Annotated in this window: 27 protein-coding genes and 1 tRNA gene; 13 read left to right on the top strand and 15 right to left on the bottom strand. The window is 60.9% G+C overall.

The genetic code is table 11. The annotated features are described in order from the left end of the window. Window positions 1-50 precede the first annotated feature (50 nt). Window positions 51-1,697: a lysine--tRNA ligase gene (lysS, locus tag OSC37_RS06220; protein WP_267163732.1), complete on the bottom strand. Its 1,647-nt coding sequence runs from the start codon at window positions 1,695-1,697 to the stop codon at window positions 51-53. Window positions 1,698-1,703: 6 nt separating this feature from the next. Continuing rightward, the gene (gene pyrH / locus OSC37_RS06215) at window positions 1,704-2,390 is read right to left on the bottom strand and encodes a UMP kinase (protein ID WP_267163731.1); all 687 of its coding nucleotides are present in this window, start codon (window positions 2,388-2,390) and stop codon (window positions 1,704-1,706) included. Window positions 2,391-2,726: 336 nt separating this feature from the next. Between pyrH and OSC37_RS06210 the strand changes: the two genes are divergently transcribed. Continuing rightward, window positions 2,727-2,972, top strand: a complete 246-nt coding sequence (locus OSC37_RS06210; protein WP_267163730.1) for a DUF7123 family protein — start codon at window positions 2,727-2,729, stop codon at window positions 2,970-2,972. A 63-nt stretch (window positions 2,973-3,035) separates the two neighbouring features. Then, window positions 3,036-4,199 carry a site-2 protease family protein gene (locus OSC37_RS06205; RefSeq protein WP_267163729.1) on the top strand — a complete coding sequence of 388 codons (1,164 nt, stop codon included), beginning with the start codon at window positions 3,036-3,038 and terminating at the stop codon, window positions 4,197-4,199. A gap of 3 nt (window positions 4,200-4,202) precedes the next feature. Here OSC37_RS06205 and thiL read toward each other — a convergent pair whose 3' ends face one another. Then, window positions 4,203-5,069: a thiamine-phosphate kinase gene (gene thiL / locus OSC37_RS06200; RefSeq protein ID WP_267163728.1), complete on the bottom strand. Its 867-nt coding sequence runs from the start codon at window positions 5,067-5,069 to the stop codon at window positions 4,203-4,205. A gap of 119 nt (window positions 5,070-5,188) precedes the next feature. Here thiL and OSC37_RS06195 point away from each other — a divergent pair, with 119 nt between their 5' ends. Next, entirely contained in the window at window positions 5,189-5,650 is a 462-nt protein-coding gene (locus OSC37_RS06195) for a 30S ribosomal protein S19e (RefSeq protein ID WP_267163727.1), read from the top strand. Here the strand turns inward: OSC37_RS06195 and OSC37_RS06190 are convergent. From OSC37_RS06190 to OSC37_RS06170, 5 genes are all read right to left on the bottom strand, one after another. Next, on the bottom strand, window positions 5,641-6,777 hold the full coding sequence (locus OSC37_RS06190) for an NAD(P)/FAD-dependent oxidoreductase (protein ID WP_267163726.1): 1,137 nt from the start codon (window positions 6,775-6,777) through the stop codon (window positions 5,641-5,643). The genes OSC37_RS06195 and OSC37_RS06190 overlap by 10 nt on opposite strands. Before the next feature lie 69 nt (window positions 6,778-6,846). Continuing rightward, window positions 6,847-7,806: a phytoene/squalene synthase family protein gene (locus OSC37_RS06185; RefSeq protein ID WP_267163725.1), complete on the bottom strand. Its 960-nt coding sequence runs from the start codon at window positions 7,804-7,806 to the stop codon at window positions 6,847-6,849. A gap of 152 nt (window positions 7,807-7,958) precedes the next feature. Next, the gene (locus tag OSC37_RS06180) at window positions 7,959-8,627 is read right to left on the bottom strand and encodes a translation initiation factor IF-6 (protein WP_267163724.1); all 669 of its coding nucleotides are present in this window, start codon (window positions 8,625-8,627) and stop codon (window positions 7,959-7,961) included. A 1-nt stretch (window position 8,628) separates the two neighbouring features. Continuing rightward, window positions 8,629-8,907 (bottom strand): 50S ribosomal protein L31e, encoded by a 279-nt coding sequence (locus tag OSC37_RS06175; protein ID WP_267163723.1) that lies wholly within the window; start codon window positions 8,905-8,907, stop codon window positions 8,629-8,631. Continuing rightward, entirely contained in the window at window positions 8,904-9,056 is a 153-nt protein-coding gene (locus OSC37_RS06170; protein WP_267163722.1) for a 50S ribosomal protein L39e, read from the bottom strand. The genes OSC37_RS06175 and OSC37_RS06170 overlap by 4 nt, the downstream gene beginning before the upstream one ends. Window positions 9,057-9,353: 297 nt before the next feature. Here OSC37_RS06170 and OSC37_RS06165 point away from each other — a divergent pair, with 297 nt between their 5' ends. After that, the gene (locus OSC37_RS06165) at window positions 9,354-9,854 is read left to right on the top strand and encodes a hypothetical protein (protein ID WP_267163721.1); all 501 of its coding nucleotides are present in this window, start codon (window positions 9,354-9,356) and stop codon (window positions 9,852-9,854) included. Here OSC37_RS06165 and thpR read toward each other — a convergent pair. Then, window positions 9,851-10,405 carry an RNA 2',3'-cyclic phosphodiesterase gene (gene thpR, locus OSC37_RS06160; protein ID WP_267163720.1) on the bottom strand — a complete coding sequence of 185 codons (555 nt, stop codon included), beginning with the start codon at window positions 10,403-10,405 and terminating at the stop codon, window positions 9,851-9,853. The two genes, OSC37_RS06165 and thpR, sit on opposite strands and share 4 nt — an antisense overlap. A gap of 53 nt (window positions 10,406-10,458) precedes the next feature. On the opposite strand from thpR, the gene OSC37_RS06155 reads away from it, so the two are divergent. The 5 genes from OSC37_RS06155 to OSC37_RS06135 all read left to right on the top strand — a co-directional run bounded on the left by OSC37_RS06155 (window position 10,459) and on the right by OSC37_RS06135 (window position 14,915). Further along, complete coding sequence (locus OSC37_RS06155) at window positions 10,459-11,187, top strand: tetratricopeptide repeat protein (RefSeq protein WP_267163719.1); 729 nt, start codon at window positions 10,459-10,461, stop codon at window positions 11,185-11,187. Between the two features lie 3 nt (window positions 11,188-11,190). Continuing rightward, window positions 11,191-11,487, top strand: a complete 297-nt coding sequence (locus OSC37_RS06150; protein WP_267163718.1) for a DUF424 domain-containing protein — start codon at window positions 11,191-11,193, stop codon at window positions 11,485-11,487. Between the two features lie 78 nt (window positions 11,488-11,565). Beyond that, on the top strand, window positions 11,566-12,810 hold the full coding sequence (locus tag OSC37_RS06145) for an aminotransferase class V-fold PLP-dependent enzyme (protein ID WP_267163717.1): 1,245 nt from the start codon (window positions 11,566-11,568) through the stop codon (window positions 12,808-12,810). A 76-nt stretch (window positions 12,811-12,886) separates the two neighbouring features. After that, window positions 12,887-13,885 carry an aldo/keto reductase gene (locus OSC37_RS06140; protein ID WP_267163716.1) on the top strand — a complete coding sequence of 333 codons (999 nt, stop codon included), beginning with the start codon at window positions 12,887-12,889 and terminating at the stop codon, window positions 13,883-13,885. Between the two features lies 1 nt (window position 13,886). Beyond that, window positions 13,887-14,915, top strand: coding sequence for a dipeptide epimerase (locus OSC37_RS06135; protein WP_438267601.1), 1,029 nt, complete (start codon window positions 13,887-13,889; stop codon window positions 14,913-14,915). Here the strand turns inward: OSC37_RS06135 and OSC37_RS06130 are convergent. Both OSC37_RS06130 and OSC37_RS06125 read right to left on the bottom strand, forming a co-directional pair. After that, entirely contained in the window at window positions 14,912-15,601 is a 690-nt protein-coding gene (locus OSC37_RS06130; RefSeq protein ID WP_267163714.1) for a bacteriorhodopsin, read from the bottom strand. The two genes, OSC37_RS06135 and OSC37_RS06130, sit on opposite strands and share 4 nt — an antisense overlap. After that, window positions 15,601-17,913 (bottom strand): methyl-accepting chemotaxis protein, encoded by a 2,313-nt coding sequence (locus OSC37_RS06125; protein WP_267163713.1) that lies wholly within the window; start codon window positions 17,911-17,913, stop codon window positions 15,601-15,603. Before OSC37_RS06125 ends, OSC37_RS06130 begins: the two co-directional genes overlap by 1 nt. A gap of 111 nt (window positions 17,914-18,024) precedes the next feature. Between OSC37_RS06125 and OSC37_RS06120 the strand changes: the two genes are divergently transcribed. From OSC37_RS06120 to OSC37_RS06110, 3 genes are all read left to right on the top strand, one after another. Next, window positions 18,025-18,903, top strand: a complete 879-nt coding sequence (locus OSC37_RS06120; RefSeq protein ID WP_267163712.1) for a 3-hydroxyacyl-CoA dehydrogenase family protein — start codon at window positions 18,025-18,027, stop codon at window positions 18,901-18,903. Between the two features lie 66 nt (window positions 18,904-18,969). Continuing rightward, entirely contained in the window at window positions 18,970-19,149 is a 180-nt protein-coding gene (locus OSC37_RS06115) for an HVO_2753 family zinc finger protein (protein ID WP_267163711.1), read from the top strand. Between the two features lie 2 nt (window positions 19,150-19,151). Further along, window positions 19,152-19,418: an elongation factor 1-beta gene (locus OSC37_RS06110; protein WP_267163710.1), complete on the top strand. Its 267-nt coding sequence runs from the start codon at window positions 19,152-19,154 to the stop codon at window positions 19,416-19,418. Here OSC37_RS06110 and OSC37_RS06105 read toward each other — a convergent pair. After that, a complete protein-coding gene (locus tag OSC37_RS06105; protein ID WP_267163709.1) occupies window positions 19,415-20,260 on the bottom strand; it encodes an NAD+ synthase in 846 nt (281 codons plus the stop codon). The genes OSC37_RS06110 and OSC37_RS06105 overlap by 4 nt on opposite strands. Before the next feature lie 134 nt (window positions 20,261-20,394). On the opposite strand from OSC37_RS06105, the gene OSC37_RS06100 reads away from it, so the two are divergent. After that, a tRNA-Gly gene (locus tag OSC37_RS06100) sits at window positions 20,395-20,465 on the top strand. A gap of 305 nt (window positions 20,466-20,770) precedes the next feature. Here OSC37_RS06100 and OSC37_RS06095 read toward each other — a convergent pair. The 3 genes from OSC37_RS06095 to OSC37_RS06085 form a co-directional block, all read right to left on the bottom strand. Continuing rightward, window positions 20,771-21,088 (bottom strand): VOC family protein, encoded by a 318-nt coding sequence (locus OSC37_RS06095; protein ID WP_267163708.1) that lies wholly within the window; start codon window positions 21,086-21,088, stop codon window positions 20,771-20,773. An 82-nt stretch (window positions 21,089-21,170) separates the two neighbouring features. Next, window positions 21,171-22,355, bottom strand: a complete 1,185-nt coding sequence (locus OSC37_RS06090) for an ABC transporter substrate-binding protein (RefSeq protein ID WP_267163707.1) — start codon at window positions 22,353-22,355, stop codon at window positions 21,171-21,173. Between the two features lie 61 nt (window positions 22,356-22,416). Continuing rightward, window positions 22,417-23,430 carry a HEAT repeat domain-containing protein gene (locus OSC37_RS06085; protein ID WP_267163706.1) on the bottom strand — a complete coding sequence of 338 codons (1,014 nt, stop codon included), beginning with the start codon at window positions 23,428-23,430 and terminating at the stop codon, window positions 22,417-22,419. Window positions 23,431-23,695 lie beyond the last annotated feature (265 nt).

Raw genomic sequence — 23,695 nt, 5'->3', positions numbered from 1 at the left:
CCCGACGGTGCTATACCTTTTTCTTTGGTGTGTGGACCGTTTCCGAGGGCCTACCGTTCGCGGCGCAATCGGTCGACCACGAACTCGCGGTCGAGCTTGCCGAGGAAGGTGCCAAGCTGTGGCCCCTCGTCGTCGTCGAAAAACAGGCGGTAGCCGGCGGCGAAAAACTCTCCCATGTCGATGTCGTGGCGCTTTGCAGTCTCGTATATCTCGCTCTGGATGGCCTCGCCGTCGTGGCCCTCGGCAACGAAGTCGGCGAGTTCGTCGAGGGCCGCCTCGGTGTCCTCGTCGAAGCTCGCATCGGGCATCTCCCCGCGTTTGAGCTCGTAATCGAACTCGTTGCCGGTTCGCCGTGCCCACGCCCGCGCCCGCTCGACACGGTCTAGGGCCCCGTTGACAGCCCACTCCGGCGTGTCGTCGACGATGTGGCCCTGTTTGCGAGCGATTTCCTTGCGAAGCGCCTCATCGTTGGTCATTCCAAGCACCGCCGCGAAGGTGTACGGAATCCGGACCCGCTCTTCCTGAATCTCGTCGACGACGAAGGGGTACGCCCGTTCGGCGAAGGCGCGCTCGCTGTCGGTCGCTTCTCCCTCGCCGAAGGAGGTCGCCTCGAAGCGGTCGAACTCGTCGACGAGCTGGTCGATACCCTCGATGCTGAAATCGCGCTGTTTGAGCGGTTCTTTGACGAAGAAATACCGGAGCACCTCGGGTTCGAGCAGGTCGAGCACCTCGCCGACGGTGACGACGTGACCGCTCGACGACGACAGGGCCTCGCCGTCGAGTGTGAACCACTCGTACACCATCGGCACGGGGGGCTCCACGTCGAGGACGTTCTCGGCCACATCGACACCACTCGGCCAGGACCCCTCGGCGTGGTCCTTGCCGAACGGCTCGAAGTCGACATCGAGGACCTTCCACTGGGCGGGCCACTCGAAGCGCCAGGGGAGTTTCCCTTCTCGAATCGAGACCGTTCCTTCGTGTCCACAGCCAGCAATCGTGTCGTCTCCCGTCTCGATATCTGTACAGGTATAGGAGACCACGTCTGCGTCGAGGTCAACCCCGGTAATCGTCTCGGTTAGCTGGCCGCAGTCCTGACAGACGGCGAAGAAGGGAACGTACTCTTCGTCGACCTTGTCCTGGTGGGCCGAGAGGACATCCCGCGCCTGCTCTTGGTTCGCGAGGACGTGTCGAATCACGTCGTCGAAGGCTCCCTCTTCGTAGAGGTCCGTGTTCGAGACGAACTCGACCTCGATACCCAGGTCGTCGACACTCTGACGGAGCAACTCGGTGAAATGGTCGCCGTAGGAGTCGCTCGCGCCGAATGGGTCCGGAATGTCGGTGTACGGTCGCCCCAGGTTCCGGCCGAGTGCGCCGGCGTCGACCTCGCCGAGACCGACGATGTTCCCATCCAGATCTGCGAGCTGTCGCGGGAGCTTCCGGAGGCGGTCGCGGTCGTCGGCAGTGAACACCTGACGGACCTCGTGGCCGCGGTCTCTGAGAACCGCCGCGACGTAGTACGCCCGGAGTATCTCGTTGACGTGGCCGATGTGTGGGATACCCGACGGAGAGACCCCTCCCTTAATCACAATTGGCTCGTCGGGGTTTCGGGCCTCGATGGCGTCGGCGACGGCGTCAGCCCAGAACGCCTGGTCGCTGTCGGACAGTACCTCGTAGGGATCACGCTCTGCTGTAGTCATGTACAATCACTCCGTTTCGGGGACGATGTCGGTTCCGTCGTGGTCGCCGTCCACTGCCGCGCCGAGATGCTCGGGGTCGGTTCCGTCGATGACCACAGCCCGTAGTCCCGAGCGCTCGAGGAGCTTCGTCGCAAGCAGGTCGACCGGCGCGTTACTTCCGGCCTTGATATCGATATCTGAGACCACATCGACCAGCTCGGAGGCAGACAGACTGCTGAATTTCGTTGCGTCCGGGTCCTCGCTGGGGTCGGCATCGTAGACACCCGGGACGCTCGTCGCGTACACGAGCAGGTCCGCCTCGATGTACTCGGCCAGTGCAGTCCCGACCGCGTCAGTCGTATGACCGGCGACGGTGCCGCCCATCACGGGAATATCTCCCCGCCGGAACGCCTCGTGTGCTGTTTCGTGGTCGGTCGGCGGTGTCGGTGCAGCACGGTCGTCGAGCGCAGCGATGAGCAGCCGTGCGTTTAGGCGTGTCACCGCGATACCCAGGCTATCCAGCTCTATCTCGTTGGCTCCCAGCTCTCTGGCCGCTCCGATGTACTCCCGCGCTGTTGGCCCCCCTCCGACCACGATACCCACCTCGTGGCCCTCGTCGACGAGGTTCTCGATGACGCGTGCGTAGGCACCGACTCGGTCGGAGCCGACTGACGGCGCGAGAACGCTCCCGCCGATAGAGACAACTACTTTCATTGTTTCGCCGTTACTCCGATTCACTCTTAAGCGTTGTCAAGCCAATCCCGCTGTGGTCGCTCTCACCGGGCTAGTCGGGGCCGTACTCATACAAACCAGCAATAATCTCTCATTTTGGCTGTTCTTGGCAGTAGTATTCAGTATATACAAAATGGAATATAGTTGGGTTAGGTATTCAATTTCAAACCATCAAAAGCAGTTATAAAACATCTAAACAGCTCTGCTATTGTTGTAAACTCTTCCTGAAACGTGTATTTGTCTGAAAGTAACCGAAGCGGCCCAAACGTTCCTCCCTTTATATGTCCCTCCCAGCGATACATAGAAACAGAGGTAACAATGAGCGCCACAACGCCCTCCCAAACCGACGCTCGTTCGAAAGAGGAACGGCTCCGCACATTCCTGAAGCGGAAGGCCTCGGACGGCGAGGTCTATTTCAAGAGCAAGTTCATCGCGGACGAAGTTGAGCTCTCCCCCAAAGAAATCGGCGCCCTGATGGTCAAACTCAAGGATTCGGCCACGGAGCTGGAAATCGAGAAGTGGTCGTACACGAGCGCGACGACGTGGCGCGTCGAGCCCTCCTGACCCGCAGCTGCCGCCCGTCGTCCCAGCCGTGCTTTTATTTTAATACACCACATAGGACAGCTGATGACCGGCAGCCGGGAAGCCGATAGGCCGCCCAGCCCCAACGAGTTCAGCACCGTCTTCGATGTCTATGAGGTCCGCCGCGACGGTGATACCATCCTCTATCTCGGCGAGCCACTCGCCAACGGCGACGACCTCGAACGAGAGCTCTGGCAGACCTTCGACGCCAGGGGCTACGAGATTCGCCTCCAGCAGGGCTACCGTGGTAGTGATGACCTTCGTCTCTCCCGCGGTGAGTACGTTCTCGTCGCGAGCCCCTCGTCGACCGGCAGTGGCTTTCCCCGAACGAACGTCATCTTGTTTTTCCTCACGGTCGCCTCGACACTCCTGGCCGGGTCTGTCTTCTGGTACCAGATACCGCTTCTCGAGGAGCCCTGGCGGATGCTCGAAGCCTGGCCCTTCGTCGTCGCTATCATGGGCGTCCTCGGCGTCCACGAACTCGGTCACTACGTTATGAGCCGATACCACGGCGTTGACGCGACGCTCCCGTATTTCATTCCTGTCCCGACGGTCATCGGGTCGCTGGGGGCGGTTATCCGTATCAAAGGACGAATCCCTGACCGGAAAGCGCTGTTCGATATTGGTGTCGCAGGCCCACTCGCCGGTCTTGCGGCGACGTTCGTCGTGACTGCGGTCGGGCTTCATCTCGACCCGCTCGCGGTCCAGGAGCCAGCCGGGGCAGCAGCCTCCAGTGAGGAGCCGGTGGTGTTGTTCAACCACCCGCCGTTGCTTGAGCTGATTGCCACGCTTGTCGGTGCCAGCGACCAGCTCGAAAACGGCGTTGTCCATCCTGTCGTCTTCGGTGGGTGGGTCGGAATGCTGGTGACGCTGCTCAACATGCTCCCTGTCGGACAACTCGACGGCGGACATATCATCAGAGCAATGTTCGGAGATCGACAGCGCTATATTGCGACACTCGTTCCGGGCGCGCTGTTTGCGCTTGCACTCTACGTGTTCGTCACGTCGGGATGGCAGTCGATGACTATCTGGATAATGTGGGGCATCTTCGCAATCGGGCTTGCTTACGGTGGCCCGGCACGACCAATCGACGACAGCGCACTCGACCGCAAGCGGATTGCGCTTGGCATCGTGACGTTCGTCCTTGCGGCGCTGTGTTTCACCCCGATTCCGGTCGAAATTGTCGAGGCTGCCGAACTCGCCGGCTGACACTCAGTGTGAGTAGCCTCGATTTTCGAGGGGCTCGCCGTCCAGCGTCACACCACCCTCGGTAACTGTCCCGATACGCGTCAGCGGAACAGCCAGCGCTGCCGAACGGTCCGCAACAGCGGCCTCCGGAAGCGTACACACCAGTTCGAAATCCTCGCCGAAAAACAGGCCGTACTCGCGGCGCTGCTCGGGCCCGTCGATTATCTCGTCGAGATGCTCGTCGAACGGTAACGGCGACTCGAGGGCGAACCCGCAGTCGCTGGCGGCCGCGAGCTGGTGAAGCGACCGCGCCAGTCCGTCGCTGCTGTCCATCATCGCTGTCGCCTTCTCCCGGAGCCTCGCGCCGGCCGTTGTCCGGGGTTCGAACCGAAATACCTCGTTTGCGCGCTCGGAGTCCCCGCGTTCGAACAGTTCGAGTGCAACCGCGCTCCGTCCCAGCGTCCCCGTGACACAGACCGCGTCTCCAGGGCTGGCACCCGTTCGCGGGACCGGGTTCTCCGCTCGCCCGACAGCAGTAGTTGCGACGGTGAACTCCCCGTGGCTGTCGAGGTCGCCGCCGACGTACTCTCCACCAGCCAGCGAACAGACCGACTGTGCACCGTCGACAAAGTCGCCCACCGACTCCCATTCGAAGGTCGGCGCGCCGTAGGCCGCAACTGCGGCCACCGGGTCGGCACCCATTGCCGCAAGGTCCGATAGTGACGCGCCGACGGCCCGCCAGCCAGCCGTGTACTGTGTCGTCCCTGTCGGAAAGTCCGTCTGCTCGTGGAGCATATCGGTCGTGATGACCAGCCCGTTGACCGCGGCCGCGTCGTCTCCCCCGGCGGGGACGATCTCCGCGAGTCGGCCGAGTGCCTCCAGTTCGTCCATACTTCCGGGTAGCGCCCTCGGCTACAAAACACCGGGCATCTGCTGTAGGGGAAAATCACGGCGTCAGCGGCCGACCCGGTTCACAACAGTTAAATGACGGCATCGGGAAAACCGTAGCAATGACAAGTCTCTACGACGCGCCTGCGGAAGATGTCATCGAGGAACTCACGGAAACGCTGCAAGCCGAATCTGCGCTCGACGAGCCGGAGTGGCTCCAGTTCACGACGGCCGGCGTCGATCGAGAGCTGCCGCCTGAACAGGAGGACTTCTGGGCACGACGCGCCGCAAGCATCCTGCGCAAGGTCGCCATCGACGGTCCGGTCGGTGTCGGTTCGCTCGAATCCGAATACGGCAGCGCGAAACAGGGAACAACGCGATACCGCGTGCGCTCTCGCCAGAAGTCGGATGGCTCGGGTAACATCATCCGGACGATTCTCCAGCAGCTCGAAGAGGCCGGCTACGTCGAAATTGCCGAGGGCGAAGGCAGAACCGTGACCCCGGACGGTCACAGCCTGCTCGACGAGACGGCTGCCGATGTGCTCGAAGCTAGTGACGACCCTGAACTCCAGCGCTACGCCTGACTCCCGCCGACTGATTCCCGTACGAACGCGACTGCATCCTCGACAGCGCCGACACCAGCGAGATGGCGAACACCAATCGATGTCTTGAGCGCCTTCGCTGGCTTTCCACGGAGCACGCGGGAGCCAACCTGTGCGACGGTTGCGTCGCCGACTGTGACTACCCAGCCACGTGAGCGATAGACATACCGCGACAGCCGCGGCTCGAAGCCGCCGACGCCGCTATCTGCCAGCGCGGCGATATTCTCTGCCGCGACAGATGCCTGCCCAACCGCACTCTGTGCTGTCGCCGGAACGCGCTCTCCCTCGTCGTCGATGACGCGGACTGCGTCACCCAGGCCAAACGTGCGACGACCGAGTCTGAGTGTCGACTGGACCTGCCTTCGTGTGTCGCCGAGAGAGGGCTGTCCGGTGATACCACCGGTCCAGACGAGCTGGTCGTACTCGATTGTCGTCCCCGCATCGGTGGTTAGTGTCGTCTCATCTGCGCCCGTAACAGTCGTCCCTGTCCTGACGTCGATACCCCGGCAATCGAGTGCGTCGGCAACAGCATTCTGGAACGGCTCCGGAAACCCTGGCGCAACGTCGGCTTTCTGTTCGAGGAGGACAACGTCGACCGCCGACTCCGCACCCTCCTCTCGTGCGAGGTCGGCAAGCTCGCCGGCTACCTGAACCCCGGATAGTCCGGCACCGCCGACGACGACGCGGCCACCATCTTCACAGCAGTCCAGAAACGCCGACCGGATTTCGCGGGCGTCTTCGAGCCGTTTCAGCGGTGTTGCCCGAGAACGAACACCTGATAAGCCGTAGTAGGCGGTCCGTGCGCCGAGACAGATTGCACCGATATCGTAGCTCAGCGTGCCGTCATCGATATTGACGCGGCCCTCGTCGGCGTCGACAGACTCGACAGTCGCCTCGCGGATGGTTGCCCGCTGGCAACACTCTTCGAGTGGCACCTGGAGTTGGTCTTCTATCTCCGGGTTCCGGACAGCGCGGTGAAGCAGATGCTGGACGAGATGGGTGTCTCGCTCGTCGACGAGGGTTATCTCCGCCGACTCGGGGAGCTGTCGCTCCAGGGTCCGCGTCAGTGTTACTCCTGCGTATCCGGCACCCAATACGGCGACATGCATGGACGACCTTACGACAGGACGGACATATCAGTTATCCCGCTTTCCCGCTCAAACTGTCTGGCTCGGGGTTCAGTCGGTCGAAGGAATTGTATGCTCCTGACCGTCGGTCCGTTCGGTCGTGGTCCGGTCGAGTTCCGGAATCGCGCTGACGCGTTTGAACACCGCAATGGGGTCACGGAACCGCCGCCAGTGCCACCACGTCCGGGCAACTAGCCACAGCTTTCGGCGGCGTGACAGCGACGGACGAGCCGTAAGGACGTCGAACTCCTGTTTGCGAATCAGGCGGTGGTGTTCGGCATACAGCACCGCCGAGAGCAACACGGCGAACTGGCAGTCACTCGGCAGATGTTCGATGCCGCGGACACCATCGCGATAAAGCTGTTCTGTCCGGACGAGTTCAGCCTGAATCGCCTCGCGGAAGGCAGGTGTACACTCGCCCCGCCGAAGCTGGTCGACCGTGACGCCGTACTGTTTGAGCGTCTGCATCGGGAGGTAAGTCCGGTCGAGTTCTGTGATGTCCTCGTCGACATCCCGAATGAAGTTCGTCAGCTGGAATGCTTCACCGAGTTTCATTGCGTGTGGCCGGGCCGCGTCGGGGTCGTCGGCATCCATGATGGCGAGCATCATGTTCCCGACCGCAGCAGCCGACCCTCGCATATATCCACGGAGGTCCTCGAAGGTCTCGTAGCGTTCCGTGTCGATATCGGCGAGCATGGCGTCAATAAAGGCGTCAACCTCTTCGTCGGCGATACCCTCCTCCGCCCGCAGCTCCGAGAACGCGTCCACAACAGGGTCGTCGGCTGGCGCTTCTCCCAGTGCAGCCGCCCGTAACCCCTCCAGTTCGGTCGCTTTCTCCTCCTTGGTCATCTCCGTCTCGCCGTCAACTACCTCGTCGGCAATCCGAAAGAACCCGTAGAGAACGTAGGTCTGTTCCCGGATCCGCTCCGGCAGCAGCCGGGTCGCATAATAGAAGGTCTGGCCAGTCTGCCGGTGGATGGCCTTTCCTCTCTGTCGCTGTGACTCGTTCACAGTATCCTTTCGGTCGGATAGCTAATAAAAACACGACCTAACACTGTTACACAAAGCCCCCCGTCATCGGGTCCCCTCTTTGTGACGAACGTGTCACCGAAGATAGTCGCATTTGGTGACAACTGATGTGTCGGTAAAATGAGCCGACCGCGTCAGTCCTCGATGTAGCCGAGCGCGGATTCGATACGGCCGAGTTCGGGACCAGTCGTCTCGGAGCCGACGATGTAGCCGTCGTCGTTTGCGACCAATCCGGACCCGACGAGCGGGCCGCCGTAGTTGATCGTCCCGATATCGGCGGGAACGCCCAGAGCTTCTTCGAGTTCGTCGAGGCGTTCGTCTGTCGTCTTCGGGTGACAGAGAACGCCGTTGTTGGTCGCGACTGCGGCTGTCCCGACTGTGTCGACGCCCGCGATTGTCCCTCGTGTGACCGGGACGCCGAGGCCCGTCTCGATGCTCCGTACCGCATCGTCGGAGAGGTCCGAATGGACATAAGCGCCGTTGTTGTTGACGAGGACAACATTACCGGCGGCGTTGATACGGCCCGGTAGCTCTGTCACCGGGAGATCGATAGCGTCGGTAATCGCCTCGCGCTCGCGCTCGGCGACGCGACTGCTCACGAGGAGGCCGTTCTCGTTGCCCGTCGCCAGAGCGCCGACTGTGCCCGATCCACCGACCGTGGTCGGCACTGCAGAGACGCCAAGCTCCTCAGCGAAGTCGTCGTGAACGCTCTCCTCTACGTCGGGCCGGATGAGGAGACAGTCGTCGGTCGCCCGGGCGAAGACACCGATATAGGGCGAGCCAGCGAGGGCCGTGCGGAACACGTTACTCTGCGGCTTCGGCTTCGACGACGCCGTCGCCGTCCTCTTCGAAGCGGGCTGCCCGGACGCGAACCTTGCTCGGGGGGTTCGACCGGCCGTTTGCCCATACTGCCTCGTTTATCGAGGGGTCGAGCCTGACAGCGTCTTCGTCGACGGAGAAATGCTGTGCGAGGTGCTCGCGGATGACCGACAGCGCCTGGTCTGCCTGGTCGCTCGACGAGCCTGCAAGCGTACTCCGGAGCGGGACGGTCATGACCCGCTCGTCGAGACCACTCGAGCTCATTCGTCCGTATCACTCCGTCGCCAGTTGCGTCGTTTCGGGTTCCGAATCATGTCTCGGTCCGTCTTCATGATGACCCATGCCGGGACCCGCGTGTTCTGGTCCTCGAGCTTTCCGAGCCGCTTTTTCTTGGCTTTCGATTTCTTACCCATAGTGTGCTTCTCTTCCCCGCCGGGACTTATATGTGTGTTCTTTTCCCCTCATTCGACATAGTGAACACAGCCGCTGACTCGCTGTCTGTCAGCCACTGCTGACCAACGTTTTCGGCGTTGATACTTTGATCGAGGCGTCCCTCTCCTCATTTTCATTGTTGTCACATAACAAGATCTGGGATATGTGGTTATATCTTCTATTGTCTTCTAATCACTGGGTAACGGCCCCACAGGCCCGTTATCAGGTGCGATAATTTGGCCAGCAGATACTATATCGTTGGATAGAAATATACTATTATGAGGCGACGGTCGTTTCTGGCCGCGACCGGTCTCGGGGCCACTGTCGGGCTGGGTGGCTGCTTGAACGGTGAGGTCGTGGTCAGTTTGTCGATGACCGAACGGATTCCCGCCTCCCAGGGCTGGTCGAGAGAGATTGAGGAGCCCGACGGCTCCGGCGAACTGTCCTACACCGTGCGGTCCGAGCACCACCGATTCGAGACGTTCTACTTCAGAGACGCCGAAGCCTACCAGCGCTACCAGCGTGCGACACGTGTCGAAGACGAAATGCCCGAGAACCCGCCAGTTGGAGACAAATCGCTTCGCTCCGTTGCTATGGAAAACTCTGAAGCCGGCGTCTACGAAGCGTCGGTGCCCAGAGACGGGGGCCGTACCTCGGTCAACTTCGATCGGACTCATTATTTCGTTGTCGACAACTCGACGTACGGGGAGATACAGGTCGGCAAGACCGCCGACTTGCCTGTGTCTATCAGCCTGGAGGTCGTCGAAGACCGGTTCTAGCCGGGAAGCTGAAACCGCTCGACGGTCCTATACTCGGGGCCGTCGTCTGTGAGTGTGCTCTCTTTCAGTTGTAGCTCGTCGACTACCATTGTTCCGGCGTCCGGGTCGCGATTCTGGACGACATCCTGGACCAGGCCTTTGCTCCCTGCGTGGTCCATCCGCGCCAGTGTCACATGTGGCGTGAACTCGTGGTCTTCGGGGTCGAATCCCAGGTCGACTGTCTTCCGCTCGACTGCCTCGTGGAGCTGCGTGAACTCCGTCTCACCTTCGGTAACGCCGAGCCAGACCACACTGATGTAATCGAGGTGGGGAAAGACTCCGAGCCCGCCGAACGACGCCTCGAATGGGCTAACGCCGCTTTCGGCGACAGCTTCCCCGAATGCGGTCCGAAGCGCTGGGAGGTCATCCTCGCCGGTCTCGCCGAGAAATTTCAGCGTCAGGTGTGCCTGCTCGGGGTCGGTGTATCGGAGCCCGTCTGCGCTGTCGAACAGCTCCTGAACGGTAGCTACCGGCTCTGGGTCGTCGATGTCGATGCTGACGAACAGTCGCATACGCGGAAGTTGGTGACGCAGGCCTTAATTGTCCGCCACGCCTACGAGAGTGTATGACAGATGACCCCCCAGACCACGAGTTTTCGGAAGGCCAGGGCTTCGAGGACCCGTACGACGCGTTCGACCTCGAACCGTCAGACCTGGCTGTCGACCCCGATACCGTCGACCCGGTCGACTCACACGCGTTGCCGGACATACTCGACGAGGCAAATCTCAACACCGAGTCGGTCGACGCCGAGACGGTCCTCGATGTCGGGCTCGAATATATCCGCCTGAACCGGCACGAGCAGGCGACTGAAACCCTCGAACGGGCCGGTCAGTTCGCCGAGGATGAACGTACCGAACAGGAGACGTGGGTCAACAAGGGGGTCGCCCACGCAGAACTCGAAGAGTACGACGCCGCCATCGGGGCGTACAAGGAAGCAATCGATATCGACGGCGATTCCGAGCACGCCGCCACGGCCGAGACGAACCTCGCCTACGCGCTCTGGGAGTTCGGCCGCACCGAGCAGGCACTCGAACACGCCGAACGCGCCGTCGAAATCGACCCTCGCTTTGGCGAAGCCTGGTACAACCGGGGCTTTTTCCTCAACGAGCGCGGCCTCGCCGAAGACGCCCTCAACGCCTTCGATAACGCGGTTCGGCTCGGCTACCGGAGCGCCGACCTGCTCGAAGAGAAAGCAGTCGCCCTCGAACGGATGGGCGAAGACGAACGCGCCGAGGAGGTCGCCGAGGAGGCCGAGGCGATGCGCGACGAACGGGAACAGGAGCTCCTCGAATAACTCATGGAGCTACTGCTGAACGAACGCGAGACACCCAAGGGCCGACTCGTCTCTGTCTGTGACGCGGACGTACTCGGCGAGGAGTTCGAGAACGGCGACGTCTCCCTGAGTGTCGACCCAGAGTTTTACGACGGCGACCCCGCCGACGAAGGGACTGTCGTCCAGAGCCTCGCCAACTGCACCGTGGCGAACCTCGTCGGCACGGCTGCGGTCGCGCTCGCAGTCGAGCACGGGTTCGTCGACGAAGAGAACGTCCTCGACCTGGATGGGACCCGCCACGCACAGCTCCTGTGGCTGTGAGGCCAGGATTACGACTGCGGCAAATACAGTTTCGAGAAACCGAAATAATGTTACTCCTCCAACCCTGAGTAGATGGTAATGGCAACGCCTGAGACTGAACTTCTCGACGTCGAGCGTATCCGGGACGATTTCCCTATCCTGGAGCGCGAGATTGGCGGCAAACAGCTCGTCTATCTCGACAACGCGGCGACTTCACAGACACCCGAGCCCGTCGTCGACGCGATAGCCGACTACTACCGCGAGACGAACGCGAACATCCACCGTGGCATCCACCAGCTCTCTCAGGAGGCGAGCGTCGCCTACGAAGAGGCTCACGACCGGCTGGCGGAGTTTATCGGAGCCGAGGGGCGCGAGGAGATGGTGTTCGTCCGCAACACCACAGAGGCCGAGAACCTCATCGCCTACGCTTGGGGGCTGAACGAACTCGAGCCCGGCGACGAGGTGGTTATGAGCGAGATGGAACATCACTCCTCGCTGGTGACCTGGCAACAGATTGCAGACCGGACCGGCGCAGAGATACAGTTCATCGAGGTTGACGACGACGGCCACCTCGACATGGACCACGCCGCCGAGCTAATCACCGACGACACGCAGATGGTGAGCGTCGTCCACGTCTCGAACACGCTCGGCACCATCAATCCGGTTGGCGACCTCGCGGACCTCGCTCACGACCACGACGCCTATATCTTCGTCGACGGCGCTCAGTCGGTGCCGACGATGCCAGTCGACGTGAAGGCGATGGACGCCGATTTCTTCGCCTTCTCGGGCCACAAGATGGTTGGACCGACCGGTATCGGCGGTCTCTACGGTAAACAACACCTCCTCGAGGAGATGGACCCATTCCTGTACGGCGGCGGCATGATACGGAAAGTCGAGTTCGATGAGACGACCTGGCACGACCTTCCCTGGAAGTACGAGGCAGGAACGCCGGCAATCGCACAGGGTATCGCACTCGCCGAGGCCGCTGACTACCTCGACGATATCGGGATGGAACGCATCGAGCGTCACGAGAACGCACTCGCCCAGTACGCCATCGACCGGCTCTCGGAGTTCGACGATATCGACATCATGGGGCCGTCGGCAGGCGAACAGCGCGGCGGGTTGGTCTCCTTTACCCTCGATAGCGTCCACCCCCACGATATCTCCGAAATTCTCAACGACTACTCCGTTGCAATCCGCGCCGGCGACCACTGCACCCAGCCGCTCCACGACAAGATGGGCAAGACGGCCTCGGCGCGGGCCTCCTTCTATATCTACAACACTCGCGAGGAAATCGACGCACTGGTCGGTGCCCTCGACGCTGCCCGAGACCTCTTTCGCTGAGGCCTGTCACCGCAACTAGACGACTGTGTGACCGAAACCCCCAACCTTTCTTTTGCTCGCAGCCGACACCCGGAGCATGGACCTCGACCTCGACACGGTCCCGATGGGACGAACCGGGCTGGAAGTAAGCGAAATCGCCTTCGGAACGTGGCGATTCGGCCGCGAGACCGCCGCCGGTAACCTCGAAATCAGCCGCGAGCGGGGTCACGACCTGCTTGACACATACGAGGCCGCTGGCGGGCGCTTTATCGACACGGCAGACGTCTACGGCGGCGGCGTCAGCGAAGAGTGGATTGGCGAGTGGCTGGAGGAACGCAACCGTGACGAGTTCGTTATCGCCTCGAAGATCTACTGGCCGACCCGCGAGGACGACGCCAACGCCGGCGGGCTCAACCGCAAACACATCCGCAACCAGGTCGACGCGATGCTCGACCGGCTGGGAACCGACTACCTCGACCTGCTGTACATCCACCGGTGGGATTCGTCGACGCCGGCCCGGGAACTGATGCGGACACTCGACGGCCTGGTCGACGACGGCAAGGTCCACTATCTCGGCGCGTCGACGTTCCGCCCGAACGGCTGGCGTATCGCCCGGGCAAACGAGATTGCTCGCCAGCACGGCTGGGAACCGTTTACTGTCACACAGCCCCGCTACAACCTCGTCAACCGCGAAATCGAGGCCGAGTACATGGAGTTCTGTCGCGAACAGGACGTCGGCATCATCCCCTGGAGCCCACTCGGCCAGGGCTTCCTGACCGGGAAATACGAGCGCGATGCCGACATGCCCGACGATTCGACGGCCTCGGACTCGGACCGCTGGGAGGAGAGCTACCTGACCGAGGAGAACTTCGATGTACTTGACGTGGTCCGGGACGTCGGCAACGCAATCGGTGCCTCTGAAGCTCAGGTCGCACTTGCCTACCAGCTCCACCACCCCGACGTGACCGCGCCAATCGCCGGCGCACGCACCACCGACCAGCTCGAAGAGAACCTCCGGGCTGCGACCGTCTCGCTGTCCGACGAGCAGTTCGAGCGCCTCGACGCATCGAAGCCTGATCCCTATGACGACATCTGAGATTACAGCGGCCCGATTCGAGCGTCACAGACTCTCCCTGGCAGAGTCGTTTACCATCTCCCGGGGAACGACCGAGGAAGCGACGGTCCTGACCGTCGAACTCGAAGACGAGGCGGGCCGAGTCGGCATCGGTGCAGCAGGTCCCTCAGCGTACTACGGTGAGACGGCCGAGAGTGTCGAGGAGACGCTGCCAGCATTGCTCGACGTGGCCACCGAGGTTGGCGACCCACACGCCCAGCAGGTCATCGAGGAACGCCTGGCAGAGACTGCGCCGGCCGAAGCCGCCGCCCGCGCGGCTGTCTCGATTGCCGTGCACGACCTCGCGGCGACGCAGGCCGGGGAGCCGCTGTACCGTCGCTGGGGGCTCGACTCAGACCGACCGCCACAGAGCTCCTATACGGTGCCGATCGACTCACCCGAGGAAATGCGTGACCGGGCACGACGGACCGTCGAGCGCGGCTTCGAGACGCTGAAAGTCAAGCTTGGTACTGACGCCGACCGGGAGCGGCTGGACGCAGTCCGCGAGGGTGCACCCGAGGCGCGCATCCGCGTCGACGCCAACTGCGCGTGGACGGCCGAGGAGGCCGTCGAGCACACCTCGTGGCTGGCCGACCACGGCGTCGAGTTCCTCGAACAGCCCGTGCCTGCCGACGATATCGACGGGCTCCGACGGGTCTCCGTCGAGGGAGAGCTACCGGTGGCCGCAGACGAGTCCTGTGTCACGGCCGCCGACGTGGGGACGGTCGCAGACGCCGTCGATATCGTGGTGGTGAAGCTGATGAAATGTGGCGGCCTGCGGCCCGCAAAGCGCCAGATTCTCGCCGCGAAGGCCGCGGGGCTGGATGTCATGCTCGGCTGTATGATAGAGAGCAGCGCGTCGATTGCGGGCGCGTGCCAGCTCGCGCCGCTCGTCGAGTACGCGGACCTCGACGGGAGCCTGTTACTTGCAGACGATTGCTACGACGGGATTGTCCAGCCGGACGGTCGCGTTGACCTCATGGCCACCGACAGCGGGACCGGCGTCCGCTAGTCCGCGGCTACTTCAGTGGCCGTCGAAGCAGTTTCGGCCGATAGCTGCCCCGAGAGGGCGATGAGGCCGAATCCGACCTTCGAGACGATATCGAGATACGCGACGACTAGCCCCGAGGTGTTAATCTGCATCAGTCCGAGTCCAACTGGAGCGAGCATCCAGATTACCGGGTAGATGAGCCACAGGACGACCACGAACGCCCGGAGCTTCCGGAGTAACGCGAGCGTTCCGTTCCCCCGTGCGGCCTGCTCGAAGCTGGTGACAGTGTAGTAGACGACGCCGAGGAAGGCAAGAGCGCCGGCAGCGAAGCCGACCCATTTCAGGGGCGGTGCAACCATCGCTCCGGCGAAGCCAAAGACGATAGTTCCGGCCATCAGTGCGAGTGATTTGCCGATGTCTCCCCTCGAAGCGCCCGCGAGCAGCCCAAGGTAGAGCACGTGAAGCGGCGTCGTCAACAGCCAGTCGACGTACCGGAGTCCAAAGACCGTCGCGTCGGTCTGGGTCTCCAGGACACCGACTTCGAGCGACATGAGGACGTAGGCACCGACAGCGATGAGCGGAACGGCCACCAGCACTGCATAGCGACGGTAGTTCTCTCGCGGGACGAGCCGGAAGCCGTAGGCGAGAACGAGCGTTCCGAGTGCCATCCCGATTGCGCCGAGTCTGTACCATAGTGTTACGTCCATCAGTCGTCACCTCCGGTGGAGGCAGCCGCTTCGGGCTGTCTGTCTGCGCTGACAGTGAACTGGTCGAGCAGGTCGTCAAGCGCCGCAGCATTCTCACGAAGCTGGCTCGCCGAACTCGACACCTCGCCGATTTTGTCGGCCTGCTGTTCGGCGGCGTCGGCAACGGTGTCAGCTTCGCGTGCAGTCTCCTGGCTGATGTCGGTCAGGTCGTCGATCACGTTCATAACGTTCTGTGAGGTACGTGCCTGTTGTTCGGTTGCGTCGTCTATCTCTTGGATGCCTACGTCGACCTCTTCGGTGTACTCGACGATGCGCTCCAGGGCGTCGATTGCCTCGCCGACGGTCTCGGTGCCGGCGGTGATGCGGTGACTCGTCGCCTCGATTGTGTCGACTGTCTCGTCTGTCTGTGACTGAATCCGTTCGATTCTGTCTTCAATATCCTGTGCGGCGTCTCGGGTCTCTTCGGCGAGGTTCTTGATTTCGTCGGCGACGACCGCGAACCCGTCTCCGCCGGCGTCGGCGCGGGCGGCCTCAATGGAGGCGTTCAGCGCGAGCATGTTCGTCTGCTCGACGATGTCAGTGATGAGGTCGACAATTTCGCCGATCTCTTCGAGTTCGCTCGCCAGGGCGTTTATCTCTTGGACGGTCTCGTCGGTTTCCTCGTCGATGGCACTCATCTCCTCGACGGCTTCCTGCGCGGCCTCACGTCCGGTTTCGCCGACCTCTGCGGCCGACTGTGAGGTGCCTGCGACCTGCTGTGCTGAGGAGGCAACTTGCTCGGCGATTGCCGAGAGCTCCTCCATGTCGGAGGCTGCGTCTTGGAGGCGCTCGTTTTGCTCGGAGGCTCCCTCGAAGATTTCGCCGATGGAGTCCCGCACCTCTCGGCTTGCCGTGTCAACGCGCTCGGCGTTCTCGCCCGCGCTGTCGCTTGCCTCCAAGACCTCCCGCGCGAAGGACTTGGTTGTCGAGAGAATCTCTTCCAGGGCGTCGAGCGTCGTGTTTAGCTCCTCACCGACCGACGACATCGCCTCGTGGTCGCTCTCGGGGTTGACCCGCTGGGTGAGGTCGCCCGAGGCCACCTCTCCGAGAACCCGACGGTATCCTTTGGCTTTTGCTTCGAGTTCGTCGTTTATCTGTTGCATCTGCTCGCTCTCTTCGACAGCCTCTTTGCGTGCCTGCTCGGCGTCTTGGCGGGCCTGCTCAGCATCCTCCTGTGCCTGTTCAGCCTCTGTGATTTTCTCCTGGAGCGAGGAACGCATGTTGTCGAACGACCGGTAGAGGACCCCGAACTCGTCGTCTCTCGCCGTTGAGAGGTCGACATCAAGGTCCCCGTCCCCCATCTTCTGGGCGCGGTCCGTAAGTCGGCGTAGCGACGTGATGGTGTTGGTTCCGACGGTCACTCCGACGAGACCGAGGTTGATGACGGCGAACAGGATGAGCCCGATGAGGTTAGAGTTAATCTGTTCGGCGAGCCCAAATGCCGAACTGCGCTCGGTCTCGACGACGACCGTCCAGTCGACGGTATCCAGTCCTTTGAACGTCAGCAACTGCTCCCCACCGTCGTCGACGAACCGAGTCTGGTCGGCGGTGACGCCGCTGTATTGCTCGGAGTCGATGTTCGACTCTTCGAGAATCCGGTCTCCGTCGGGATGGGTCACGTAGACGCCGTCCTGATTGATAACCGTCGTACTTGAGTTCTGCCGGGCCGCAGAAACTGAATCAGATTTCGCCTGCAGGTCGGTCATGTACACGAGGACGCGGTTGTCCTGTCCGGAGACCGGCGAGAGGACGGCGATTATCGGGTGGTCCGCAAGCGGAACGCTGAACGGCTCACTGACGTGGGTGTCGCTGGGGCCGTCGAACGAGGGTGGGTCCTCGGCGAACGGCGCGCCCTGTTCGCCGGGGTTGAGGCCGACGAACTGCTCGTTCGAGCTGGCCTCGAACGTCATCGTCTCCGTGTTGAGATAGTGAACCGCGGCGACATGTTCCGACACCTGTTCGTTCTCGACCCATCTCTGTAACTCCTCGCTTACCGTCGCCGTATCGTCGGTATCGAGTGCTGGACTGTCCGAGGCAGCCCTGACACTCCGTTGTGTGCTCAGGAGCCACGAATCCAACTCTCCTGCCTGTGAGTCGGCCAACCCGACCATATCCTCTTCGACGGTGTCCTCCAGGGTGTTCGATGCCTGCACGCTGATGACCGCACCAAAGGCGACCATCACCAGAATCGCGAACGAAAGCGCAACGGTTAGCTGGACTGCATAACTCCCCTGAACGAAAGACGGTAGAATCGAGCTTGCTTTTTTGGCCATTACTACGTATTTGTTTTGCTACTTGCATAAAAAATGTACCTACCATGTTTGTGTTTGATGACGGTTTCTCAAGGCACAAGCTCTTAGCCCCGGCGGTGTGTGTAAAATGGTATGAACATTGGTGTGCTCGGGGCCGACGAGAGGGCACGCGAGGTGGCGGCCGCGTGTGTTCGTGCTGGCGAACGTGTCCGTCTATACGACTCGGAGGCGACGGCGGTTATGGACAGCATCGACACCGTCGAACGCCGACTGGGGGACGATGGAATCGAGGCAACCGACTGCCTTGAAGCGACAACTGGAGTGGATGCTGCCGTTGCCGACGTAGATGTCGTTATCGACACCACTCACTCGGACGCGGCAGCGCTTCAGGACTGGTTTGCCGAACTCGAAGGCGACCTCGACGACGATATCCTCGTCGCGAGTGCTGTGCCTGCGGTGTCTGTGACGAGGGCGGCCGCTGGCCTCCGCCTCCCCGAGCGTGCGGTCGGATTCCGATTCCACCAGCCCCCCGAACCGTTCGTCGAGGTCGTCCTCGCCGAGCAGACCGGGGCGGTGGCCGCCGACCGCGCCAGCCAGTTCGCAGAGAGCGTCGCCGGTGACTGGATTACCGTTCGCGACACGCCGGGAAATGTCTCTGTTCGTCTCGCACTGGCGCTCGAAGTCGTCGCGATTCGGATGGTCGACGAGGGCGTTGCCGACGTGACGGCGGTCGATACTGCGTTCAAACAGCTCTATCAGGGGGAGATTGGACCGCTCGAACGCGCAGACCGTCTCGGCCTCGCCGAGCGCCACGATGCACTCCAGTCGCTTGCCGGGCGGCTCGGCCCTCGGTTCGAGCCACCGCCGCTTTTAACAGCGCTCGTCGAAGCGGGCAAGACCGGCCTCGACGCAGGTGAGGGATTCTACGTCTGGGAGGATGAAACCCCACAACACAGCGCGCTGACGGACCCGACAGCCACCGACGAACACCATCGGGACCTGGTGGGCTGACGGCCGGGTCTGGCGCTGTCGTCACAGTTGACAAGGGTTAAAAACGACGGCCCAAAACGAGTTCACATGAGCGGACTGCAAGAGCAAACCAGAAACCAGTGCATCTCCTGTGGCATCAACGTTGCAGGCTCCAACGCCGCACAGTTCGACTGTCCTGAGTGCGGACACCAGGTCTACCGCTGTGCCAAGTGTCGCAAACAGAGCAACCTCTATCAGTGCCCCGACTGCGGGTTCACAGGCCCATAACAATGGGAGACGTAGTTGCCGCAATCAAGGTCATGCCGGACAGCCCAGAGATCGACCTGGACGACCTCCAGGATCGTCTCGAAGCCTCGCTGCCCGAGGGAGCCGAGATTAGTGACGTCAACACGGACGACGTTGCCTTCGGTCTCACCGCGCTCATCCCGACGGTCATCGTCCCTGACGAGGAGGGCGGAACCGAGGCCGTCGAAGAAGCCTTCTCCGAGGTCGAGGACGTCGAGAGCGTCTCTGTCGAAGACGTCGGCCGCCTCTAGAAGAGCGGTTCGGGTGACGGCGGGACGTGTCGCTTGTGCCGACTCGCCGCGTGAAGCTCTCGGACGTGTTCGACAGTCGATTTTTCGACGCCGAGCTCGGCCGCCGTTGCGCTGGTCGAGAGCGGCCCGTCAACGTGAAGCGCCAGAATCGAGTCCAGCGTGTCGTAGCCCACGCCGAGCTCCTCCTCGTCGGTCTGGTTGTCCCACAGTCCAGCCGAGGGCGTCTTGGTCGCCATCGCTTCCGGGACGCCGAGATACTGGGCGAGCTGTCTGACCTGTTGTTTGTAGAGGTTACCAATCGGGTGACAGTCGACGGCACCGTCGCCATACTTCGTGTAGTAGCCGACCGCCGCCTCGCTTCGGTTGCCGGTTCCAAGGACGAGTCCACCACGGCGGTTCGCCTCGAAAAACGCAAGCACCGCCCGGATACGGGCGCGGAGATTGCCAACGGCGACTTGGACGGTGTCGTCGTCGAGGGCCGCGGTATCGACGGTCGGGATTGTCTCAAGGAACGACTCGACAAGGGGCGATATCTCGACGACGTCGTACTCGATATCGAGCAGTTCGCTGGCGACACGCTCGGCGTCACTCATGTTCTCGTCTCTGTTGACGGTACTGGGAAGCACGAGTCCGTAGACAGCGTCACGGCCAAGTGCTTCGACAGCGAGGTGGGACGTGAGTGTGCTGTCGATACCTCCCGAGAGGTTGATGACCGCCGACTCGGCCCCCGAGGCCTCGTAGGTGTCGCTGATGAACGACGTGATGTGCTCGCGCTGTCGTTCGAGTTCCGCTTCCGAGAAAATCAGGTCGAGTGGGTCGTCCGTTCTCGCTATCTCTCCCATGCGCTCAGTTGTGAGTCAGCACAAATAAACCGGTCGGATGCCACTAGAACTGAGCGAAGTGGGGGAAAAGTGAACACGCGTCCACTTTGATGAAGCGCTACACTCAAGTGGGTCCGCGGTGGATTTTGGGACGTGCGCGGATGGTCTAGTGGTAGGACATGAGCTTCCCAAGCTCATAGCCCGGGTTCAATTCCCGGTCCGCGCATCACGAGACGCGAACCGTGTGAGCGTCTCGGCTGACAAACGGCGAGCACCGTGAGCCGTGGGTCAACTCGAACGAACGACAGTGAGCAGTGAAATCGCTTGAGTGAATTGAACTACGGAAATCCGAGCGACAGCGAGGATTTGCATCGGGTTCAATTCCCGGTCCGCGCATTACGAGACGCGAACCGTGTGAGCGTCTCGGCTGACGAACGGCGAGCACCGTGAGCCGTGTATGTGCAAGAGGGAATTGAATCACGGCAGACGCGCGCAACGAAGGAGCCACCTTTTCGACAAGGATGTCCGTTGTCACTGAACTCTAGACGACTTTGTGACGGAACCAGCGAACTGTTCGATGGCCGCATCGATGTCGGGAACCTCGAACGCCATGTGGAAAAAGCCATCTCCGTGTTCTCGCCAGTGGTCGTATATCCACCCCTCCTCTCGTGTCGGAGTAATCAGCTCTAGCAGGAGCCCGTCCAGTTCGTAGACGGCGACTTCGAGGTAATAGTCGCCGCTCATCGTCTCTCGAGTGTAGCACTCCAAACCGAGTGTCTCCTCGAATTGCGCTGCAGCTGCGTCAAGATCACCAACGACGAACGCGATATGATGGACTCGTTCGACCATACGCGCTGTTGGTTCCAGACCATTATAAGATGACTTTACAACACAATGTCATGATTGTGCGCGAGCTGTTTCCATGCTTCTGTCATTCGAAATCACCTGTGACAATGTCGGCAACACGCTGATGATCGAACAGTCGCTCCTCGATGAACGTCTCCGGGAAGAACGATTTTGCGAATCGTTCTAGCAGGAAGAGGTTGTGAAGCGGTCCTGCGTAAATCGGGCCGCCTCGGAACACCATCTCGTTTTTCACTGCAGTCAGCTGAGCGGCGACACTGTGGCTCTGCATATAGGAGAGCACAGTGTCCCGGAACTCCTGACGTGATTTGTCGCCGTGGCCCCGGAGAAGAATCGAATCTGGATCCACCTCAAGAAGCGTCTCGTAGTCGATTGTTCCCCGGTCACTGGTTGAGAGACCTTCGAGACCTGTTCCCGAGAATGCGTCAGTAATTCCGAGCGTATGGAAGTGCTCCTTGTTCGCCCCCATCCCGGAGAGCCGGTATGGATAGAATGTTTCGGGTTCGTTTTCGCCCTGCCACAGCAGTGCTGCGTTCGGCCGTTTGTCGGGCCCTGGCACGCGGGCCTGAATGTCAGTGACGATGTCGTCGTGGACCGATCGGATTGCATCGTAGCGCTCAGATTCTTGGAACACTGCCGCGACCTTCTCGAAAGCCTCGTAGAGCGTGTAGTAGCGGTGGGTATGCCAGTCGTCCGTCCGGCGGAAGATAGCATTCCCGAAGAACGGCGCGATTTCTGTTTTCAACTCTTCAACGTCCGAGCGCTCGATGTTGTCGTAATTGTTGATGAGGAGGTTCGGGTCCATCAGATGTAGATCACTATCGAGCTCGTAGAACAACTCCTTCGAGATGCCGTCGCTGTACAGTTGTGTCAGGCCAGAGGGGTCCATTGAAACCCCCTCTAGATTGTCGTAATGCCGCGTGACATAGCGGTCTTTGTACCAGACGGACTCAGCTGCATCCCCGTGTCCCAGCGCGACCATCATATCGATGTAGTCTGGGTTGTATACCGTTGCTGACTCAGGGACGCTCTCGAACGTCAGCTCCCCGACGGGCTCCATCGTTACCGTATGGGATTGATCGGTTGTCGTGACATCCTCCTCTGTCTCAGCCTCCGTGGCGGTGTCGGTCGGTGTGGACTCTCCACTATCATCAGAACAGCCAGCGAGAAGCCCGCCGGCAACAAGAGCACCGCCGCCCTTGACAAAGTCTCTGCGTGTCGGTACCTCGTCCGTAGTTTCATCTCGCACCATATTTTTAGGCCAGCCTAAAACAATATAGTCGTTTCGGTTGCCAACGGATTCCGAATCCAGACTAGCGCGGAGCGCCACAACGGGGACACATTGGTGGGCCGTGTTCTGGAAGGGCAAGGCCGCAGTGGGAGCATACTCCCTCAGTATCTGGTGTTGTGATCTCTTTGAGTATCGTATCCGTCTCATCCCGAATCATTGGGATTGTTCCAATCTTCTCAAGTGAGTCTGCGGAGTCACTCTGCTCTGTGAGACTCTTGATGGCGAATTGGGCTCGGTCAGTAACGAATGGCTCCTCGTCGTCTTCCAAGGCGGTGAGCGATTTTTCAATAGAAGGGCTGTCTATTTTCTCGGACAGCGCAAGTAGCCCAAGCGCTTCCGCAGCTCGACCACGGACGTAGACATTATCGTCGCCAAGTCGAGCGACTAACTCATCACGGCAATCAGCGAGTGATTCAGGATGCTCACAGCCCACAACGGTGACTGCCGTACACAAATGATACCGAACAAGTTCGCTATCATCGTCAAGATGCGCAGCCAACCTCAGAATCTGATGTTTAAGCCGCTCTGGCTGCCCTAACGCTACGTATTCGAGTGCTTTCGCCAGTTTCTCTTTTACTTCTGGTTCATCAAACGAAAGTCCAACTCGCAGTTCGGCGAGGGTCTCGGGTGTTGCGACGGTTTCTGGATCGTCAAGGGCCACGTAGCCGAGTGCTTCTGCCGCGCGAGCGCGAACATAGTAAAATTCGTCTTCATCAGCTAATCGCTCCGCAAGCGATGGCACGACATCGGCAACTTCGTCAGGATAACTCTCAGCGACAGTAACGAACAGCTTCGCGGTTGCGAGGCGAATCGAGCGCTCCGAATCTATGAGGAACGGAACTAGAGCCGATAGCACCGGTGAGAGTGTGTCAGGCTGCTCAGATGCGAGACTCCGGAGTGCTTGCAGAGCGTCTTTTCGGTCCTCCGGAGCTGCTGATTCAAACTGGTTCAGACTCGTCGAGAACTCTCCGACATCTCCCCCTTTGAGGGAGGCAGTCAGATGTGCTACGGACGGTGGTCCATTCGAGTCCTCCATTAATCTGTAACTCCTCTAAGAGAGAGTTTGGCAGTACACACTAAAAAAGGAAGTAGTTCTCTTGATTGAGGTCGATGGATGAGTCAATCAGTCCGGTCACGATTACACTAGCAGATATCCGAATAGCAGAAAGTTTATATTTTTTTAGGCTAGCCTAAAATCTAATGGCTGGAACTGAACACTCCCGACGGTCCCGGCAAATAAACCGGTTTCAGACGCCAAATGCCCCGATTTCGTTGCCTGCGGGCGGATCAGAATTACCGAT

Origin of the sequence: Halovenus salina (assembly GCF_026410925.1) — an archaeon.
In the GTDB taxonomy this organism is placed as follows: Archaea; Halobacteriota; Halobacteria; order Halobacteriales; family Haloarculaceae; genus Halovenus; species Halovenus salina.
This window is presented reverse-complemented; position numbering and strand designations above follow the sequence as displayed.

Coding starts and splice junctions, on each gene's coding strand:
- OSC37_RS06190 (WP_267163726.1), bottom strand. CDS start 6,777: ATGCATGTCGCCGTATTGGGTGCCGGATACGCAGGAGTAACACTGACG.
- OSC37_RS06210 (WP_267163730.1), top strand. CDS start 2,727: ATGAGCGCCACAACGCCCTCCCAAACCGACGCTCGTTCGAAAGAGGAA.
- OSC37_RS06175 (WP_267163723.1), bottom strand. CDS start 8,907: ATGAGCTCGAGTGGTCTCGACGAGCGGGTCATGACCGTCCCGCTCCGG.
- OSC37_RS06125 (WP_267163713.1), bottom strand. CDS start 17,913: ATGGCCAAAAAAGCAAGCTCGATTCTACCGTCTTTCGTTCAGGGGAGT.
- OSC37_RS06165 (WP_267163721.1), top strand. CDS start 9,354: ATGAGGCGACGGTCGTTTCTGGCCGCGACCGGTCTCGGGGCCACTGTC.
- OSC37_RS06105 (WP_267163709.1), bottom strand. CDS start 20,260: ATGGGAGAGATAGCGAGAACGGACGACCCACTCGACCTGATTTTCTCG.
- thpR (WP_267163720.1), bottom strand. CDS start 10,405: ATGCGACTGTTCGTCAGCATCGACATCGACGACCCAGAGCCGGTAGCT.
- OSC37_RS06130 (WP_267163714.1), bottom strand. CDS start 15,601: ATGGACGTAACACTATGGTACAGACTCGGCGCAATCGGGATGGCACTC.
- OSC37_RS06085 (WP_267163706.1), bottom strand. CDS start 23,430: ATGGAGGACTCGAATGGACCACCGTCCGTAGCACATCTGACTGCCTCC.
- OSC37_RS06195 (WP_267163727.1), top strand. CDS start 5,189: ATGACAAGTCTCTACGACGCGCCTGCGGAAGATGTCATCGAGGAACTC.
- OSC37_RS06170 (WP_267163722.1), bottom strand. CDS start 9,056: ATGGGTAAGAAATCGAAAGCCAAGAAAAAGCGGCTCGGAAAGCTCGAG.
- OSC37_RS06150 (WP_267163718.1), top strand. CDS start 11,191: ATGGAGCTACTGCTGAACGAACGCGAGACACCCAAGGGCCGACTCGTC.
- lysS (WP_267163732.1), bottom strand. CDS start 1,697: ATGACTACAGCAGAGCGTGATCCCTACGAGGTACTGTCCGACAGCGAC.
- OSC37_RS06115 (WP_267163711.1), top strand. CDS start 18,970: ATGAGCGGACTGCAAGAGCAAACCAGAAACCAGTGCATCTCCTGTGGC.
- OSC37_RS06140 (WP_267163716.1), top strand. CDS start 12,887: ATGGACCTCGACCTCGACACGGTCCCGATGGGACGAACCGGGCTGGAA.
- OSC37_RS06155 (WP_267163719.1), top strand. CDS start 10,459: ATGACAGATGACCCCCCAGACCACGAGTTTTCGGAAGGCCAGGGCTTC.
- OSC37_RS06120 (WP_267163712.1), top strand. CDS start 18,025: ATGAACATTGGTGTGCTCGGGGCCGACGAGAGGGCACGCGAGGTGGCG.
- OSC37_RS06090 (WP_267163707.1), bottom strand. CDS start 22,355: ATGGTGCGAGATGAAACTACGGACGAGGTACCGACACGCAGAGACTTT.
- OSC37_RS06205 (WP_267163729.1), top strand. CDS start 3,036: ATGACCGGCAGCCGGGAAGCCGATAGGCCGCCCAGCCCCAACGAGTTC.
- pyrH (WP_267163731.1), bottom strand. CDS start 2,390: ATGAAAGTAGTTGTCTCTATCGGCGGGAGCGTTCTCGCGCCGTCAGTC.
- OSC37_RS06095 (WP_267163708.1), bottom strand. CDS start 21,088: ATGGTCGAACGAGTCCATCATATCGCGTTCGTCGTTGGTGATCTTGAC.
- OSC37_RS06110 (WP_267163710.1), top strand. CDS start 19,152: ATGGGAGACGTAGTTGCCGCAATCAAGGTCATGCCGGACAGCCCAGAG.
- thiL (WP_267163728.1), bottom strand. CDS start 5,069: ATGGACGAACTGGAGGCACTCGGCCGACTCGCGGAGATCGTCCCCGCC.
- OSC37_RS06145 (WP_267163717.1), top strand. CDS start 11,566: ATGGCAACGCCTGAGACTGAACTTCTCGACGTCGAGCGTATCCGGGAC.